We start from the raw sequence: 16,201 nt of genomic DNA, 5'->3' as shown, positions 1-16,201 counted from the left end.
TGGAGCGATTACGCACACTGCCCGAACACGTCTACAACCAGATGGTCATGGGCTGAAAAACGTGGGGATACCTCAGACCCGGGGTATCGTTTGAACGCCACCGGCAGCCGCACCTTCGGCAGCGAACAGCAATACGGCTTCACTCTATCGGCCAACTACCAGACGCTGAGCAGCTACACCGAAACCCATATGACCACCGACACGGTGCATTACGGGTTCTACGACAACAACGGCGTGCTGCAGACCGGTGCCAATCTCGGCAATGGCTGGGCCGTACCGCAGCAGGACAAGTACTGGTACGTGCAAAACCAGCGCGACCGCTATGGCGTCACCGGCAAGTTCGAGGTGCACCCCAGCGCCGCGCTCGAAGCCTATGCGATGGCCGGCTACTACTATTTCAAAGACAACATGGAGCGCAACGAGGTCCTCATCGACCCGCGCAACCGTGGCCAGGTGTTCAATCAGACCGCCACTTCCGGCAGCTATCCCGGTGGCGATATCGAGGTGGGGTATTCCAACCAGATCGTGACCACGCGGACCAAGGTGGCGCAGTTTGGCACGCTCTGGCGGCCCACCGATCGGCAGCAGTTTTCTGCGCGCGGTGCGTGGTCGGATGCGACCTACGACGAGCCGATCCGCATGATCAAGTACGCCACCGGCATCAGCCGCGCCGCGCCCGTGCCGGTGGGCCAGACCGGCAGCGGCGTGACCATCAACGCTACGCCCAACTATGCGTTCAACTACGACACCTCCGGCTTCGATCAACGCTTCGGGGTGTCGCCGCAGACCTACAACAACCTGGACAATTACAGCCTGTCGTACTGGCGCCCGGACTACAAACGTACTGCGGCCGATCGCATCCTCACCGGCCGGCTCGATTACGGCTTCAACCAGGGCGAGAGCGATCAAGGCATCGGCTTTGCGGCCGGCGTGTCGTACACCACCGACAAACCGTCCTACGACATCTATCGCGTCGAATATCAGCCCAACACCAACGCGCCCGCGTTCGGCCTGGCCGATGTGGCGGGTACTGGCCGGGCGCCGATGCGCTATGCCGGTTTGAACCTGATCACCATCGATCCGGACAAGGCCAATCGCGTGCTCGCTGCAACGCCGCTGAGCGCGTTCAACAGCACCGACCAACAGGCTTTCAGCAATCAGGACAACTTCACCCATACCGAAAAGACCTTCGGCAGCTATGGTCTGGTCAGTTATCGCAGCGAGCGTTTCGACGTGCAGGGTGGCCTGCATTTCGACAGCACCACGCTCAACACGGTCGGCCGCCAGCGGCAGCTGGATACCGCGACCAATCGCTACGTATATTTCGATAATCCCACCAATGCGGACTACGACTATCTGCTGCCCTCGGCCATCATGACCTACCACCTGACCGATGCATTGGACCTGCGCGCCGGCGCCAGCCGCACGCTGGGTCGCCCGCCGTACGATGCCTATGCGGCGCGCACCTCGATCGGCTTCGTCAACACCGCCGACGCCGGCAATCCGAACGCGCAAGGCGTCACCGTCACCATCGGCAACCCGGACATCAAGCCGCGCGTGTCCAATAACCTGGATCTGTCGCTGGAATGGCGTTTGCCCGGCGATTTCGATGCGTTCGCCTCCACCGCCGTGTTCGACAAGCGCATCCAGGACGAGATCTTTACGCTTTCGCGCACCGACAGCTTCACCTTCGACGGCACCACCTACGCCAATGCGTTGATCAGCACGCCGGCCAACGCTGCCAAGGCGCGCATCCGCGGGTTGGAATTCAACGGCATCGTCAACACCCTGGCACCGATCGCACCGTGGTTGAGTGGTGTGGGGTTCAGCGCGAATTTTGCGATGCTCGATGGCAGCCTGGATGTGCCGTACAGCGCCGGCAGCGGCAGCAATGTGACCCAGCGCGAGCGCAAGCTCGACAACCTGGTTGGCCAGCCGGACTACACCGCCAATGCCACGCTGTTCTACAACACCGGCGGTCTGGAGCTGCGCGCGGCCTACAACCGTCAGGGCAAGGCCTTGCGTGCCATCGTCAGCAATATCGATTGGCAGGATCTGTACTGGTCGCCGCGTTCGCAACTCGACGTCACTGCGACCTATGCAATCAGCAAGCAACTCAGTTTGATCGGCCAGGTCAGCAACATGACCCACAGTCGCATCACCAGCGTGACCGGTCCCGGGCAGAATCTGCTCAAGGACAGTTATTCGGTGCCTACCACCTACTGGTTCGGCCTGCGCTTTACGCCGACGTTCTAAGCACGACGCATGACGCGTAGCGAGCGGTTTTCAGGTGAATGCGGGCGGCACCGAGGAAATGGAGTGTGCAAGTGGTTGATGCCGCACCGAGCACCTGCCGCAGTCGCCTGACGGACGCGCAGCAATTTTTGTTAATCCCCTCAAGCGGAGTTGTTCGATGACATTATCTTCTGTGACCACCCTTGCGGCGATGATGTGCGTGGCGCTCGCCACCACTGCGAGCGCAGCGCCCACCGGCATCGCCGCGATCCAGGCCCGCCTGACCGATCCAAACGGCGGCATTGTGGTCGTTGCCCATCGCGGTTGCCACGCGCCAGCGCCTGAGCATGGTTTCAAAGACACCGCGCCTGAGAATTCGTTGGCCGCGTTGGAGCGTTGCATCGCGATCGGTGCCGACGTGATGGAAACCGATGTGCGACGTGCCGCCGACGGCACATTGGTGATGCTGCATGACGCCACCGTGGACCGCACCACCGACGGCACCGGCAACCTGTCCGAGCTGACGTTGGCCGACCTGCAAAAGCTGCGCTTGCGCAGCGACGAAGGTGGCGCGCAGGCACCGCTGACCGACCAACGCGTGGTCACGCTCGATCAGATGCTGGCCAAGTCCAAGGGCCACATCCTGCTCAATCTGGACGTCAAAGATGCGATCTACGTGCAGGTGGTCGACGCGGTCGCACGCGCCGGGATGCAGCACCAGGTGATCGTCAAAGCCGAGGCTGGCATCGCCACGCCGCCATTGGCCGCGATGCTGCCATTCGACAAGGTCTATTTCTTCCCGATCCTGATCAACGCGCATGGCAACGCCGATCTGGCTGCGATCGCCAGCGCGCAGACACACAACGCGCGCCCGGCGGCGTTGGAGTTGCCCAAGATGACAGCAGCGCAATTGCCGGCACTGGTGGCGGTGAGCAAGGCGCACAACGTGCGGCTGATGGTCAACTCGCTGTGGGAAGGCTTCATCGCCGGCTACGGCGGCGACGCCGATGCCGAGCGCGACCCCGACAAGGTGTGGGGGCGCCTATACCGCGATGGCGTGTCGATCATCCAGACCGATGCGCCTGAAGCGTTGCTGCGTTATCGCGCGAGTGTGGAAAAGCGTTGAGCTTAGCGTTACATCGCTGCATGCAGCAGGCGCGCGACGGGTGCGCAATGCCGTTGCGCAACACGACCCATGGCACTGCGGGGGTGTTGCCGCCGCTATAGTCGGCCTTCGTTTGCACGCAAGGACGTCTGCATGCCGCTCGATACACCGCTGCGCCGATTCAGTCCGCATGTCGTCTGGTTGGTGGTTCTGCTGGTCGCGCTGCAGGTCCGTGAGGTGGCCAAGGCCGTTGGTCTGCCCATCCCGAAAATCCCGCTGCCCTACGGCGGCGGGATTGCCGACAATCTGCTCAGCGTCGTGGTGGTGCTGGTTGCAGAGGTCTTGCTGCGTCCTGGCACGCCAGGGGAGATCGCGGCGCGTCTGGGGCTGCGTTGGAACGGCTTGCGCGGCCCTGTGCTGACGCTGTTGGCCACAGTGCCGTGCTGGCTTGGGCTGTGGACGCAGTCCACCACGGTCGGTACCGACGATCTGCTTGGCCTGCAGTGGTTGGCGCTGCTCTTTCCGCTGGCCGAAGAAATCGTCTTTCGCGGTTTCGGCTTCGTCTTCCCCTGCCGCGCGCTGGCCTGACGTCCGGCGATTGCGGCGCTGGTGCAGGCCGTTGTGTTCGGCGGCGTGCATTGGCTCGGCGCAGGGGGCGGGGGTGGCGAGGCATTGTTGATCTTCGCCATCACCGGTATTGGCGCGCTGCTGTTTGCCATTGTGGACGCGCAGGACGGCTACACGATCTGGAGCGGCTCGGTGCTGCATGTCTGGCTCAACGCGGTCTGGACGGTCTTTGCGGTGTCCGATTCGGCCGCCAGTGGCTGGCTCGGCATGGCATTGCGCCTGCCTGCCGTGTTTCTGGCGTTGGGATTGCTGCGGCTGTGTGTAAGGCCGCGTCGCACGGTGGGTGCGGACGTCGTGGGCTAGCGCCTTTGTCGTCGCGCAAGGCAGGAGCGCGCAGCACTCAACGCCACAGCTTGCCGCGCGCGATAGTGGCCGAAATGCCTTGTGCCCTGCATGCTTTGCAGGATGGATGAGCATCAGCACGCGCAGGCAAGGACCGACCGGACGCAGGAGCGCGCCGCTGACCAGGATGGTGTGGCTCGGCGTGGCCGCCGCTGGGTGACGTGGCTACGTTGCAGCGCAGTGGCAGTGTTGTCTGCTGTGTTGTTGCTGGACCTGGCCTTTCCACTGCCGTTGCCCAAATCGCGCGATACCTCCACGCTGGTGGTGGCACGCGATGGCACGCCGCTGCGCGCATTCGCCGATCGCAATGGCGTGTGGCGCTATCCGGCCACACCGCAGAGCGTGTCGCCGCTGTATCTGCAGGCGCTGCTCAATTACGAAGACCGCTGGTTCTGGCGCCATCCCGGGGTCAACTCGTGGGGCCTGCTGCGGGCGGGCGGGCAGTGGGTCGGGCAGGGGCGTATCGTGTCCGGTGGTTCGACGCTGACCATGCAGGTGGCGCGCATTCTGGACCCGAATACGCGCACGCCGTGGGGCAAGGCCAAGCAGGTGTTGCGCGCGCTGCAGCTGGAAGCGCACTTGAGCAAGCGCGAGATTCTCACGTTGTATCTGGAGCGCGCGCCGTACGGCGGCACCATCGAAGGTGTGGAAGCGGCCAGTTGGGCTTACTTGGGTAAACCGGCCAAAGCCTTGTCGCAGGCCGAGGCGGCGTTGCTGGCGGTGCTGCCGCAATCGCCAAGCCGCCTGCGCCCGGATCGACATCCGGAAGCTGCACAGCGTGCGCGCGACAAGGTGCTCGATCGCATGGTGGAACTGGGCGTGTGGTCGCGCGCGCAGGTGGACGATGCGCGTATCGAGCCGGTGGTCACGCGTTCGCTCAAACCGCCCTTGCATGCGGCCCTGCTGGCGCAGCGTCTGCACAGCGCGCAACCGCGTGCGGCGCGCATCGTCACCACGCTGGATGTGGAATTGCAGCGCACGCTGGAAGAACGCGTGTCCACCTATTTTTCGCAACTGCCCGAGCGCACCTCGGCCGCACTGTTGGTGGTGGACAACGCTACGATGGAAGCGCGTGCATATGTGGGCTCGGCCAGGTTCGGCGATCGCAAGCGGTTGGGGCATGTGGACATGGTGCAGGCCTGGCGCTCGCCCGGCTCCACCCTCAAGCAGTTTCTGTATGGCATGGCCTTGGACGATGGGTTGATCCACTCGGAAAGCCTGTTGGTGGATGCGCCGCAGAGCTTTGGCGGTTATCGGCCCGGCAATTTCGATGCGGCCTTTAACGGGCCGGTGAGCGCAGCCACCGCGTTGCGTTTGTCCTTGAACGTGCCGGCGGTGGATCTGCTTGATCGTATCGGACCGGCGCGCTTTGCTGCGCGGCTGTCCAATGCCGGGATCGGTCTGCGTTTTGCTCATGGCAGCATGCCGTCGCTTGCATTGATTCTGGGCGGCACCGGCGCGCAGTTGCAGGAACTGGTGGGCGCGTTTGCCGCGCTCAATCGCGGCGGCATCGCCGGACGTGTGCGCTATACGCCGGACGATCCGCGGATCGAGCGCCGTCTGATGTTGCCGGGCGCGGCATGGATCGTGCGCGAGATTTTGCAAAGCAATCCGCGGCCCGGTTATGGCAGCGGCACCTTCGACACCGCCGTGCTCCCGGGCGTGGCGTGGAAGACCGGCACCAGCTACGGCTACCGCGATGCGTGGGCGATCGGCGGCACGCGCCGTTACACGGTCGGGGTGTGGGTGGGGCGGCCGGATGGCACGCCGCTGCCTGGCCAATACGGTGCAGTCACCGCGCTGCCGCTGATGTTCGAAGTGATCGATGCATTGCCGCGCAGCGCCGGCGATAGCGCGCCAGTGCCGATGCCCGCCACTGTGCAGGCCTTGGAGATCTGCTGGCCGCTTGGCGGCGCTGCCAATCACACGCCACCGGCGCAATGCGCGCGACGCGCCGAAGCGTACGCGCTCGATGGCGCAGTGCCGCCCACCTTCGCCGAACGCGATGCGCGGCTATGGCAAAGCGGGCAGCTGTATGTCGATGCGGATGCGCGCAGCGGTCAGCGGCTATCGCAAGACTGCAGTCAGCCCCATCAGCGCGTATCACGTGCAGTGGCGCGCTGGCCGGCATTGGTGTCGCCCTGGCTCAGCGCCGCCGAACGCAGCGCCGCGCAACTTCCACCACTCGCGCCGGACTGCCTTCTCGACGGGCGAATGACCGGTGGCGGCGTGCTGCGCATCGACGGCCTGAGCGATCGCGCCACGCTGGCACGCGCTAACGACACCGCGCGCCAGGTGCGCTTGCAACTGCGCGCATTGGGCAGCGAAGGGCGCATCGATTGGTTGCTGGACGGCCGCTGGATCGCGCAGACCAATGGCCGGCAGGGATTTCAACGCGATTTTGAAGAAGTGGGCGCGCATACGTTGACGGCACTGGCTAGCGATGGCGCCTGGACGCAGGTGCGCTTTCGGGTGTTGCGTTGAAGCAGAGATCCAAGAGCGGCTGATCTGCGGTTTGGGGCTGCAGGGCCCTTGCCAGCCCACCATCGCAGGACATGCCGCAAGTACGTCCTTGTAGGCTCTTACGCGGCATCCATGCCGCGTAAGGTCCCGCGAGCGGCGAGGGCACCGTGCCCTCGACCCACTAGGCAGTTGACCTAGCATTGGACTGCATCTAAACGACGCTACGACTCGATATCAATGTAGGTTGCGGTGCACTGACACATCAACCACCAGCACCTCACTCGCTGATCCAGCCTTCCAGCAGGTCGGCAAATTCATCGGCATGCTCTTCTTCCCGAGCCAGGATGCTTTCGAGAATGCGCTTGGTGGTGGTGTCCTGGTCGCCGATGAAATCGATCATCTCGCGTTAGCTGTCGATGGCGATGCGTTCAGCGATCAGATTCTCGCGCACCATGTCGCGCAGGTCGGTGCCTTCCTTGCAGTCTGCGCGCGGGCGCTTGGTCAGCGTGTCCGGGTTGAGATCCGGTTCGCCACCCAGTTGCACGATGCGCTCGGCGAGTTTGTGCGCGTGCGTCTGCTCCTGCTGCGCGTGTTCCAGGAACTCGCCCTTGACCGCGTCGGCAAGCATGCCCTTGGCCATAAGTAGTGACGGTAGGAGCGCAGCGTGCACACGTATTCGGTGGCCCGTGCGGTGTTGAGCAGTGCGATCACCGCCTCGCGGTCGGCGTGGCACGTCTCGGTGATGGCACCGTCTTCGATGCTCTGGTGTGCGCGGGTGCGCAAGGTGGCGGTGTCGGTGATGCCGGGGGGGAGGTGCTTGGCTGGCTGGGTAGACATGGCTGGCCGTTTTGCTTGCTGAGTGGACGGGGGAATCACTGCATCAACCGGGCAGGTGCTGCAGCACGTAATCGGCAGCAGACACCTTGAAGTCGCCTGGCTCTTCGACAAACAGGGCTTTCACCACGGCATCGTCTGCATACAGCGCATAGCGACGCGAGCGCAGGCCCATGCCCGAGCCGCTGGCGTCGATGTCAAGCCCCAGCGCACGCGCAAGTTCAGCGTTGCCGTCGGGCAACATGTGCAAGCCGTCAGGGATCAGCTGGCTGCGGCCCCAGGCCTGCATCACGAACGGGTCGTTGACGGCCGTGCACAACACTTCGATGCCGCGTTTGCGGAACTGCTCGAAGTGCTCCACGTAGCCCGGCAGGTGCTTGGCCGAACAGGTCGGGGTGAAGGCGCCCGGTACCGCGAATAGCACTACCTTGCGGCCCGCGAACAAGGTATGGGTATCGACCGCTTCGATGCCCTCGCGCATGCGCTTTAGCACGACCTCGGGAATGCGGTCACCTACGTGGATGGGCATGGGGCAGGCTCCTGTAGCTGAACGAATTCTAGAAAGGCGCAGGGGAAAAGCGCGTCAACGTGCTTGAAATCTTCAGTGCGACGCCTATCTGACGCTCGTGGCCGGCGCAACCGCACGCGCTGCGGTAGCCGGCCCGTCACTCAATCTTTGGAGGCTCGCAATGAACATCGTTCGTTATCCGCAGTGGCCCACCGATGCCCTGCAAAATGAGATCAAGCATGTGTTCGACCGCTTCTTCGAGCACAACAGCGACACCGACGCATCGGCGGTGGTGACCGCGCAATGGGTGCCGCGCGTGGACATCAAGGAAGAACCCAACCACTTCGTGTTGTACGCCGATCTGCCCGGCATCGACCCGACCCAGATCGAGGTGCAGATGGACAAGGGCATCCTGTCGATCAAGGGCGAGCGCAACAGCGAGTCCAGCACCGAGACCGAGCGTTTTTCGCGCATCGAGCGCCGCTACGGCAGCTTCCACCGCCGCTTCGCGTTGCCCGACAGTGCCGATGCCGACGGCATCACTGCCGCCGGACACAACGGCGTGCTGGAAATCCGTATCCCCAAGCGCCCGGCGGCGACCCCGNAAACGCACCAGGACCTGGAGCGAAGCGGCGTGCTTCGCTCCCCGGCGGGCAAGCGCGCCGTAGAATAGGCGCGCTTGCCCGCCCGGCTGCGAATAGAACAGCTATCGAAACATGCGCGCACCGCCAGGCGGGCGCGGTCGGCGCTCGGAATCGGCATGTACCATTCGTACACTGCGGTTCCGGGTGCGTCGTCCGCGCCCACCTGACGATCCTTGCGGCGTTTCGATAGCCGCTCGAACCGGCTCGTAGCCTTGGCTGCGGGCCGCTTTTTTTTCAGAGGTGATTAGTCAGAGGTGATTAGATGGAATTCAAGGATTACTACGCAACGCTGGGCGTGGAGCCCAGCGCAGGCGATGCGGAGATCAAGACCGCCTACCGCCGGCTCGCGCGCAAGTACCACCCCGACGTCAGCAAGGAGGCCGGCGCGGAAGACAAATTCAAGGCGATCAACGAAGCCTATGAGGCGCTGCGCGACCCGGCCAAGCGCAAGGCCTACGACCAGCTCAAGGCGCAGGGCTATCGCCCGGGCGACGCGTTTCAGGCCCCGCCCAGTTACAACGGCGGGCAGGGCTATGAGTACGAGGAAGTGTTCGGCAACGGCGGCGCCGGTGGCGGCTTCAGCGATTTCTTCGAAAGCCTGTTCGCCGGCCAGCGCGGCGGTCGCCCGCGTGGCGCGGGCGCCGGCCCTGGTGCAGGCCCCGGCCCGCAAGCGCGTGGCGACACCCGCGCCAAGCTGGCGGTGCCGCTGGAAGCGGTGCATGCCGGCGACAGCGTGCGCATCACCATCAACGGCAAGCACCTGGACGTGCGTGTGCCCAAGGGCATCCAGCCCGGCCAGGTGATTCGCCTGAGCGGGCAGGGCAATGGTGGCGGCAATCTGTTGCTGGAGATCGAATACGCCGCGCACCCGCAGTTCGAGGTGGACGGGCGCAACATTCTGTACACCCTGCAGGTCACGCCCTGGCAGGCCGCGCTGGGCACCGCCATCAGTGTGCCGACGCTGGGTGGGTCGGTGGAGTTGAAGGTGCCAGCCGACTCGGACGCCGGCCGCAAGCTGCGCTTACGCGGCCGCGGGCTACCGGGCACCACCCCGGGCGACCAGATTGTGGAGTTGGAGATTCTTGCACCAGCTCCCACAGACGATGCCCAGAAGAAGGCATATCGCAACCTGGCCAAGGCGTTCGGCGAGTCGGTGTGAGCTGGACCATATCAGCGCAAGCGAGAGTGAGCCCCTCTCCCCGTGAGAGGAGTTGGGGTGAGGGTTCGGCAGGCTAGCGGTGCATCAGTCAACATCGATCTGCGCCTTCCGATCCCGGTCGTACCCTCATCCGGCGCTACGCGTCACCTTCTACCGACGGGAGAAGGGAATCAAAAGCGCCTCTCCTTCCCTTGAATCCAACCGCGCCCGCTCCGACGTAGTAGGACAGCATCAGCCCACAACGAAAACAACGCACCACAAATCGTACATCGCAACAGCACCCACAAGCGTCCAGCGCCCAGCCTGGACCCAGCTACCGAAAGCGCGGCCGGCGCACTAAACTCGCCGCGCACACTAGGGGAAGCACATGGCTCGCATTCTGATCGTCGACGACTCGCCGTCGCAGCTGCTGGGGATTCAGCGCATCGTCGAGAAGCTGGGGCACGAAACCATCACCGCAACCGATGGCGCCGCCGGCGTGGAAGCGGCCAAGTCCTCGCTCCCGGATCTGGTGTTGATGGATGTTGTCATGCCCAACCTCAATGGATTTCAGGCCACGCGCACGCTCAAGCGCGAACCCACCACCCAGCACATTCCGGTGATTCTGGTGACAACCAAGGATCAGGACACTGACCGCATGTGGGGCATGCGCCAGGGCGCGCGCGCCTACATCACCAAGCCGTTCTCCGAAGATGAATTGCTGGAAGTGATGGAGCGTGTGTTCAACCAGAAAGACGAACCGCCGACCGTGTAAGTGCGTTGGCGAAGTGCGATTGGCGGGCGCGTCTTCGTTCCGCACTGCGAGGAGCCGGCGCGTCGTCGCGGCAACCACACGCCCCTCAGCGCTGACGCCAACGTCAGCTGCGCCGCCAGTGCCGTTTGGACATCGTTGCTTGCGTGCCATCGGCGGCATCCTGCGCCGCAACCTAACGTTGGCAAACGCATCCGTTGCTCAGCCTGGCCGTGACCCTTGCTCATCCAGCGAAGCCGAACGCGGGATCGGTAAACCGACAGTGGCCACGTCTCAGCGAGTAGCCAGATGCCATTGGCACCGAAGCACACCGCATCGCAGGCGTCGTCCGCGTCCAGCCTTGGCGCGATCACCATCGGCCAACTCCAGAACGCGTGCCCCTCTGCTTGCCCCCCAAGATCGCGCCGACACCGTGCTCCACCCCGTCGGCAAACCCGGCCATCCGCTTAATCCACCCCACCAGCTAAATCGTGGATGCACCAAAGGGGGCCTTTCAAAACGGCCGATCTGCCACATCTAGTAGAATCATCGAATTCACACAACACGGCGGCACTGCGGGACTGGCCCGCACAGCCCCTCGATCATGGAGCGTGCATGGCCTGGAACACACCCGGCAACAAGGGCGGAGACGGCCCGGATCCCAACCGTCGCAGGTCCTGGAGCCCGCGCGGTGGTGGCAACGGTGGTGGTTGGGGCAATCTGCCCGCCACGTTGAAAGAGTTGTTCGATGGCGGCGTGTGGCGCTGGATTCTGATCGCGGTGGTGCTGATGGTGCTGTTTTCCAGCTTCCAGCTCATCGGCGAGCAGCAGCGTGGCGTGGTGCTGCGCTTCGGCCAGTTCTCGCGCATCCTGCAGCCCGGCCCCAACTTCAAGCTGCCGTGGCCGGTCGAGTCGGTGCGCAAGGTCAACGCCACCGAGATCAAGACCTTCAGCAACCAGGTGCCGGTGCTGACACGCGACGAGAACATCGTCAACGTCTCGCTCAACGTGCAGTACCAGATCAGTGACCCGCGCAAGTATCTGTTCGGTTCGCGCAACGCCGATCTGGTGCTGGAGCAGGCTGCGCAGAGCGCCGTGCGTGAGCAGGTCGGTCGCTCCGACCTCAACACTGTGCTCAACAACCGCGGCCCGCTGGCCATCGCCTCCAAGGACCGTCTGCAGGCTGCGCTCGACGCCTATAACACCGGTCTTGCCGTGACGGGCGTGACATTGCCGGACGCGCGTCCGCCGGAAGAAGTGAAGCCGGCCTTCGACGAGGTCAACGGTGCCCAGCAGGTGCGCGAGCGCCTGATCAACGAAGCCCAGGCATACGCCGCCAAAGTGGTGCCCGAAGCGCGCGGTCAGGGTGCACGCACCCGCACAGGTGCTGAAGGCTACAAGCAGGCGACCGTCTCCAAAGCCGAGGGCGACGCCGACCGCTTCACTTTGTTGCAAGAGCAGTATGCCAACGCACCCGAGGTCACGCGCAAGCGCCTGTGGCTGGAAACCGTGCAGAAGGTGCTGTCGGAGAACCGCAAGGTGATCGGCAGCGATGGCCGCCAGGTGATCTACGTGCCGCTGCCGGCCGATGGCAACAAGTCCGCCAATAGCAGCGGCAACACAGGCAACGGCGGCATGCCGTCGATGGTGCCGCAGGATGTGCTGTTGAATCCGCCGCAAACCAGTGGCGGCAGCGAGGGCATCCGCAATCCGGAGCGCGGCCCGCGTCCAACCGGCCGTGAGGGAACCGACCAATGAAAAATTCGCTAATGATTGGCCTGATCGTCGCCGTGCTGCTGGGCCTGATGGGCTCGGTGTACGTGGTGCGCGAAGATCAGACCGCTATGGTGCTCAACCTGGGCCGTGTGGTGCGTGCCGACCTCAAGCCCGGTCTGCACTTCAAGGTTCCCTTGGTGGAATCGGTCCGCGTGTTCGATCGCCGCTTCCAGGTGCTGGACACCGCCCCGGCGCGCTACTTCACCGCCGAGCAGAAAGACGTGAGCGTGGACTTCTTCGCCATCGGTTACATCTCCGATGTGCGTGCGTTCTACCGCGCCACCGGTGGTGAGGAGTCGGTGGCCAATTCGCGCCTGGCCCCGATCATCACCGACTCGCTGCGCAACCAGATCAACTCGCGCACCTTGCAGCAGTTGGTCTCCGGCGACCGCAGCGAACTGATCGCCAACCAGCTCAAGGGCATCAACGGCGCCATCAAGGCCCTTGGCATGCAGATCACCGACCTGCGCATCAAGCAGATCGACCTGCCGACCGACAGCCAGGTGATCACCGACGTCTACGAGCGCATGCGCGCCCAACGCAAGCAGGAAGCCAGCAAGCTGCGCGCCGAAGGCGAAGAGCAGGCCCTGACCATTCGCGCCCAGGCCGACCGCGAATCCACCGTGATCGTGGCCGACGCCGAGCGCGATGCACAGAAGCTGCGCGGCGAAGGTGACGCCGACGCCGCCCGCATCTACGGCCAGGCTGGTTCGAAAGATCCATCGTTCTACGCGTTTTACCGCAGTCTGGAGGCGTATCGCGGCTCCATGACCGACGGCAACGGCGTGGTAGTGCTGGACAAGAACGATCCGTTTTTGCAGTACCTCAATAGCGATCGTTGATCGTTCGTCGATCGCTTCGCGTTAAAACAAAAACGCCCGCGCAATGCGGGCGTTTTTGTTTGTGTCCCCAGCGCGGCCGAAGGGACATGAGCGTGCCGCATCGCGATGTCTCAAGAGCGCAGGTGTGAGCACCAGCCTTCGTAGGAGCGCACCTGGGCGCGACGGGCATTACCAGCAAAGCGATTCGCGCCCAGGTGCGCTGCTACGACGCGGAACTTGTCGGGCACACTGCATCTCCCACATTGCGACGGTATTGGTGATGCAAGAGTTTCTATCCGCGTTATGCCTGATCGCCGTCATCGAAGGCCTGCTGCTGTTTACCGTGCCCACCGCCTGGAAGCGCATGGTCGAGCAACTGTTCAGCCTGCCCACTGCCCAACTGCGCGCCATTGGCGGCGTGACCCTGGTGCTGGGCGCGATCGCGCTGTGGATCGTGCGCCACTAAGAGCTGCTAACAAAACGTCGCGAGCGGTCGTCAAGTGGGTGCGGGCGGCGCGCTCAGAACCGGAGTGTACGCGTGGTACATGTCGATTCCGAGCACCGACCGCGCCCGCCTGGCGGTGAGCGCAGTCGTTTTTTTAGCCGCTCTAAATTGGCAGCCCATCATCGGCGACGACAGAAGCGAGTAGGGAGGCGCCGATCGGCAACAGGAACAGCGGATTGCAGCTCACCAGCGGGGTTGGTCCGCTGGGGCTCTCAGCGAGTTTGAAGCACCAGCGGCCGCGCAGCGCGCCCCAATCTGACCAATTCCGGGGCGGCCACCCCCAAGGGGTAGTGCCTGCCACCCGAAACCCGGATAATGCACAAAAGCCGGCCGGGCACGCTCCACTCAGAGCACTCCGTTCGGCTTTTTCCGTGTCAGGGCTTTCGCGCCACGGCAACGCTTCCCGATGGAGCCGCGCGCATCGTGTCGCTGCCAGTCCTGGGCCGGTCCCATCCCGCGGCCCCGATGGCCGCAGCAAAAATCAGGAGTTCACCCCGTCATGGGTCAGTCAGTTGTCGTGCTCGGTGCCCAGTGGGGCGATGAAGGCAAGGGCAAGATCGTCGATCTGCTCACCGAAGAAATCGGTGCGGTCGTGCGCTTCCAGGGCGGCCATAACGCCGGCCACACCTTGGTCATCAACGGCAAGAAGACCGTCTTGCATCTGATTCCGTCCGGCATCCTGCGCGATGGCGCGCTGTGCCTGATCGGCAATGGCGTGGTGATCTCCCCGGCCGCGCTGATCAAGGAGATCGGCGAGCTGGAATCGGCTGGTGTGGAAGTGCGTTCGCGCCTGAAGATCTCCCCGGCCGCGCCGCTGATCATGCCGTACCACATCTCCCTGGATCAGGCGCGCGAGAAGGCTGCTGGCGGCAAGGCCATCGGCACCACCGGCCGCGGTATCGGTCCGGCGTACGAAGACAAGGTGGCCCGTCGCGGTATCCGCATCGCCGACCTGCATTACCCGGCGCAGCTGGAAGAACTGCTGCGTACCGCGCTGGATTACCACAACTTTGTGCTGACCAAGTACCTGGGCGTGGAGGCGGTCGATTTCCAGAAGACCTTCGACGAAGCGTTGGCCTTCGGCGACTATGTGCAGCCGATGAAGTCCGACGTGGCCGGCATCCTGCACGACCTGCGCAAGCAGGGGAAGCGCGTGCTGTTCGAAGGTGCGCAGGGCGCACTGCTGGACATCGACCACGGCACCTATCCGTATGTCACCAGTTCCAACACCACGGTCGGCGGCGCACTGGCCGGCACCGGCGTGGGTGCCGATGCGATCGATTACGTGCTCGGCATTGCCAAGGCCTACGCCACGCGCGTAGGCGGCGGCCCGTTCCCGACCGAGCTGGACGACGACGTGGGCCAGGGCATCCGCGACCGCGGTGCCGAGTACGGCGCCTCCACCGGCCGCCCGCGTCGCTGCGGCTGGATGGACATCGTTGCGCTCAAGCGTGCCGTGGCCATCAACGGCATTTCCGGCCTGTGCATCACCAAGCTCGACGTGCTTGACGGCATGGAAAAGCTCAAGGTCTGCATCGCCTACGAATACCGCGGCAAGCGCACCGAATACGCACCGCTGGACGCGCAGGGCTGGGAAGACTGCACGCCGGTGTACCTGGAGTTCCCGGGCTGGACCGAGAACACCCACGGCATCACCGAATGGGACAAGCTGCCCGTGGCCGCACGCGCCTACCTGCGCGCGCTGGAAGAACTGGCCGGCTGCCCGATCAGCATCGTCTCCACCGGCCCGGACCGCGACCACACCATGGTGCTGCAGGATCCGTTCGCCTGATCGCAGGCACGTGCGCGGAGTAACGAAAAGCCCTGCGTCAGCGGGGCTTTTCTCTGTGTCATGCGGGTCACCGCCGCCATCGTTGGAACTGGGGCGTCTCTGCGGTACCCGAGGTCGATACCATGACAAGGAAGATGGCTGATGTTCGCAGCGTTGCTCAATCAACGATTTCATCGCAAGCCGCATCCGTATGCGTTTTCCCAACGATTTCCAGCATGGGAAGGAGCCGCGATGCGCATAGCGGGCGGATGAGCGCGAGCCGGTTTGCAAAGGCAGATGTTTAGTTTGATATTCCATATTCCGGAATATGTAATAAAGCGGATCTAACGTGGAATTCAAGCCGCACGATTTAGTAGTGCTGTACAAGCAGGTCGCCCAACCGGGCCAGGCCTGGACGTATGCCTCCCTTGGAGAAGCGCTGGGCATGAGCGCCTCTCAGGTGCATCGCAGCGTCAAGCGCGCGTTGGCCTCCGGCTTGGCGCTGGAAAAAAGTCGCGGCGAGTGGGAGACGGTGCGCACGGCGCTGCACGAGTTTGCGGTCCACGGCGTGCGTTACGCCTTTCCTGCCGTCATCGGGCCGCTTAGAGCCCGTTCAAAGTCTTCCCGAATTATCCGATCATATGGAGATGAGAGCACGCTATCCCAGTGACGTCAGCCGCG

Annotated in this window: 12 protein-coding genes, 2 other RNA genes and 3 pseudogenes; 14 read left to right on the top strand and 3 right to left on the bottom strand. The window is 63.9% G+C overall.

The window, feature by feature from the left end; translation table 11 throughout:
- The 5 genes from XpopCFBP1817_RS14380 to pbpC form a co-directional block, all read left to right on the top strand.
- The coding region (locus tag XpopCFBP1817_RS14380; RefSeq protein WP_279627121.1) for a TonB-dependent receptor at positions 1 to 2,256 on the top strand (2,256 nt) is incomplete at its 5' end.
- 157 nt (positions 2,257 to 2,413) lie between these two features.
- A complete protein-coding gene (locus XpopCFBP1817_RS14375; protein WP_128417637.1) occupies positions 2,414 to 3,361 on the top strand; it encodes a glycerophosphodiester phosphodiesterase family protein in 948 nt (315 codons plus the stop codon).
- 132 nt (positions 3,362 to 3,493) lie between these two features.
- Positions 3,494 to 3,928: a hypothetical protein gene (locus tag XpopCFBP1817_RS23125; RefSeq protein ID WP_244171189.1), complete on the top strand. Its 435-nt coding sequence runs from the start codon at positions 3,494 to 3,496 to the stop codon at positions 3,926 to 3,928.
- A 21-nt stretch (positions 3,929 to 3,949) separates the two neighbouring features.
- Entirely contained in the window at positions 3,950 to 4,270 is a 321-nt protein-coding gene (locus XpopCFBP1817_RS23120; protein WP_244171188.1) for a hypothetical protein, read from the top strand.
- 102 nt (positions 4,271 to 4,372) lie between these two features.
- Complete coding sequence (gene pbpC / locus XpopCFBP1817_RS14365) at positions 4,373 to 6,793, top strand: penicillin-binding protein 1C (protein WP_128417636.1); 2,421 nt, start codon at positions 4,373 to 4,375, stop codon at positions 6,791 to 6,793.
- Positions 6,794 to 7,049: 256 nt separating this feature from the next.
- Here the strand turns inward: pbpC and XpopCFBP1817_RS14360 are convergent.
- Together XpopCFBP1817_RS14360 and XpopCFBP1817_RS14355 are read right to left on the bottom strand one after the other, a co-directional pair.
- A pseudogene (locus XpopCFBP1817_RS14360) lies at positions 7,050 to 7,609 on the bottom strand (ferritin-like domain-containing protein).
- 43 nt (positions 7,610 to 7,652) lie between these two features.
- Positions 7,653 to 8,135, bottom strand: coding sequence for a peroxiredoxin (locus XpopCFBP1817_RS14355; RefSeq protein WP_128417635.1), 483 nt, complete (start codon positions 8,133 to 8,135; stop codon positions 7,653 to 7,655).
- A 160-nt stretch (positions 8,136 to 8,295) separates the two neighbouring features.
- Between XpopCFBP1817_RS14355 and XpopCFBP1817_RS14350 the strand changes: the two are divergent.
- The 7 genes and pseudogenes from XpopCFBP1817_RS14350 to XpopCFBP1817_RS14320 form a co-directional block, all read left to right on the top strand.
- Positions 8,296 to 8,718: pseudogene (locus XpopCFBP1817_RS14350) on the top strand (Hsp20/alpha crystallin family protein); the annotation flags it as partial.
- A 156-nt stretch (positions 8,719 to 8,874) separates the two neighbouring features.
- Positions 8,875 to 8,950, top strand: a non-coding RNA gene (locus tag XpopCFBP1817_RS14345) — sX9 sRNA.
- Between the two features lie 70 nt (positions 8,951 to 9,020).
- Positions 9,021 to 9,917, top strand: coding sequence for a DnaJ C-terminal domain-containing protein (locus XpopCFBP1817_RS14340; RefSeq protein WP_128417634.1), 897 nt, complete (start codon positions 9,021 to 9,023; stop codon positions 9,915 to 9,917).
- A 367-nt stretch (positions 9,918 to 10,284) separates the two neighbouring features.
- Positions 10,285 to 10,671, top strand: coding sequence for a twitching motility response regulator PilH (gene pilH / locus XpopCFBP1817_RS14335; RefSeq protein WP_024938599.1), 387 nt, complete (start codon positions 10,285 to 10,287; stop codon positions 10,669 to 10,671).
- 591 nt (positions 10,672 to 11,262) lie between these two features.
- A complete protein-coding gene (gene hflK / locus XpopCFBP1817_RS14330; RefSeq protein ID WP_128417633.1) occupies positions 11,263 to 12,405 on the top strand; it encodes an FtsH protease activity modulator HflK in 1,143 nt (380 codons plus the stop codon).
- The gene (gene hflC / locus XpopCFBP1817_RS14325; RefSeq protein WP_128417632.1) at positions 12,402 to 13,265 is read left to right on the top strand and encodes a protease modulator HflC; all 864 of its coding nucleotides are present in this window, start codon (positions 12,402 to 12,404) and stop codon (positions 13,263 to 13,265) included. Before hflK ends, hflC begins: the two co-directional genes overlap by 4 nt.
- Before the next feature lie 259 nt (positions 13,266 to 13,524).
- The gene (locus XpopCFBP1817_RS14320) at positions 13,525 to 13,710 is read left to right on the top strand and encodes a DUF2065 domain-containing protein (RefSeq protein ID WP_128417631.1); all 186 of its coding nucleotides are present in this window, start codon (positions 13,525 to 13,527) and stop codon (positions 13,708 to 13,710) included.
- Positions 13,711 to 13,714: 4 nt separating this feature from the next.
- Here the strand turns inward: XpopCFBP1817_RS14320 and XpopCFBP1817_RS14315 are convergent.
- Positions 13,715 to 13,791: non-coding RNA, sX9 sRNA (locus tag XpopCFBP1817_RS14315), on the bottom strand.
- Between the two features lie 457 nt (positions 13,792 to 14,248).
- On the opposite strand from XpopCFBP1817_RS14315, the gene XpopCFBP1817_RS14310 reads away from it, so the two are divergent.
- Complete coding sequence (locus tag XpopCFBP1817_RS14310) at positions 14,249 to 15,541, top strand: adenylosuccinate synthase (protein WP_128417630.1); 1,293 nt, start codon at positions 14,249 to 14,251, stop codon at positions 15,539 to 15,541.
- Between the two features lie 328 nt (positions 15,542 to 15,869).
- Positions 15,870 to 16,127: pseudogene (locus XpopCFBP1817_RS14305) on the top strand (AsnC family protein); the annotation flags it as partial.
- Positions 16,128 to 16,201 lie beyond the last annotated feature (74 nt).

Origin of the sequence: Xanthomonas populi (genome assembly GCF_002940065.1) — a bacterium.
Taxonomy (GTDB): Bacteria; Pseudomonadota; Gammaproteobacteria; order Xanthomonadales; family Xanthomonadaceae; genus Xanthomonas; species Xanthomonas populi.
Note: the sequence above shows the minus strand (reverse complement) of the source record. Positions and strands in the feature narration are given on the sequence as shown.